Annotated in this window: 1 protein-coding gene; it reads right to left on the bottom strand. The window is 65.0% G+C overall.

From position 1 onward, the window contains the following. Positions 1 to 151: 151 nt before the first annotated feature. Positions 152 to 1,546 (bottom strand): IS1380 family transposase, encoded by a 1,395-nt coding sequence (locus NFJ07_RS25500; protein WP_269998893.1) that lies wholly within the window; start codon positions 1,544 to 1,546, stop codon positions 152 to 154. Positions 1,547 to 1,670: the final 124 nt, after the last annotated feature.

The following is a 1,670-nucleotide window of genomic DNA, read 5'->3' as shown; positions in this document are numbered from 1 at the left end:
AGCCTCGATCCACCGATGTGCCCGGGCTGATGATTTGAATCCGGTTCGGCTCGTTGTGCGGGCAGGGAGCATGCTGGGGTGCCAGGCCTCGCTGCCCTTCGGTGTTCCACTGTTGGTCCTGGTTGCGCCGGGTGGCTGGGTGGGCGGGAGTTCAGGCAGGTTGCAGCCGTGGGTAGAGGTGGTCAAATAAGGCCTGCCATGGTCTTTGCCAGGGCCACGCTTCGGGCAGGTGGAGCAGGATGCGTCGGGCGCTGGTGGCGATCCTGGCCGGGACGTGGATGAGTTTGCGGCGGATCGTGCCGGTGCGGGCCTTATCGAAGGGCCCGGCTGAAAGGATCCCGGCGGCGCGGGTGAGGTTGTAGGCCATGACCGCGGCGACCAGCCAGGCCGAGTTCGCCGCAAAAACACCTGAAGGCAAATGAGCCAGCGCGCTGTCCTTCAGATCGGCGTTGACCTGCTCAATAATGGCGTGTTTCCGGTGGATCTTGTCTGCCGCGACGGTGTCCAGAAGTTCGGTGTCCACGGTGGTGAAGAACGCGTGGTGCCGGTGCGTGTCGAACAGGGTTTCCTGCCCATCGGCGGTTTTCGGGTTCAGCTCCGGGATGCGGCGGACCACCAGCCGGCCGGTGATCTGCTCGGCCTTTTTGCGGGAGCTGAACGCCGTGAACACTGTCTCGGCGACCTCGGCCTTCGAGACCCAGGTGTTGGTGGTCTCATCGAAGACCGCGTCGGGGTATTCGATGGTTTTCCACGCCGTCTCCGGGATCCCGGCGATGGCCCGTTTCACGGCCGGGTTCATGCGCACGGTCACCGAGACGGCCGCCCCGTCGGCCAGGGCGGCGGCCACCGAGTCATGGCCGTAGAAGGCCGAATCGAAACGGCAGAGCACCCGCCCGCCGGTCCGCAGACGCTTGAGCGTGGACAAGGCATCGGTAATCAAACGCTTGGCTCCGCGGGCGGAATTCACCGCTCCCTTCCGCAGCCGCTGGGCCGCGATGACCGGGACGGTGTCCTTGGTGGAGACGGTGGCCAGCAGTGCGTTCAGGCCCCGGACCCCGGAGTACCCGTAGCCGGAGCCCTGCTTGGCGTAGCCGTGGACCTCGATGATCGTGTCATCGAGGTCCACGAACACGAAGTCCTCCGGGCCGGGACGCCCGAGCAACGGGGCCCGCGACACAAGGTTGGCCAGAAAGCGGGACGCGACCGCGTCCAGTTGGCGTACGTGCCCGAAGGTGAAGGACCGAAGGAACGAACCCAGCGTCGAGGGCGCGTAGCAGGTGGTGAAGAGCCGCTTCATCCCGCCGTGGCGCAACAAGGCCATGTCATCGATTGAGTCCGCGCCAGCGACCATCCCGGCCACGAGCGAGGCGAGCTTCAACCCGGCGTTCGCACCCTTGTCCGTTGGCACGCTCAGCCACTCATCGGCCAGTTCATGCAGACCGGCGTCCCGGGCCAGGGTCATCACCGGCAGCAGCCCGGCAGCCGACACGAGGTTCGGCTCGTCGAAGGAAACCGACACCGCGGCAGGCTTGTGGGAAACTTTCATCTACGAGATGCCTCTCTTTTCGGTGGTCAATGTGCTCTAGACAAGCTCCATTTTCCTCGAAAAGACGGGCATTCTCGGTTTAAACCGCCGCCCGCGTCTCGATCATCATCGGTGGATCAAGGCT

Origin of the sequence: Arthrobacter sp. B2a2-09 (genome assembly GCF_027587375.1) — a bacterium.
Taxonomy (GTDB): domain Bacteria; phylum Actinomycetota; class Actinomycetes; order Actinomycetales; family Micrococcaceae; genus Arthrobacter.
The sequence above is the reverse complement of the archived record's forward strand: the minus strand, read 5'-3'. Positions and strand labels throughout refer to the sequence as shown.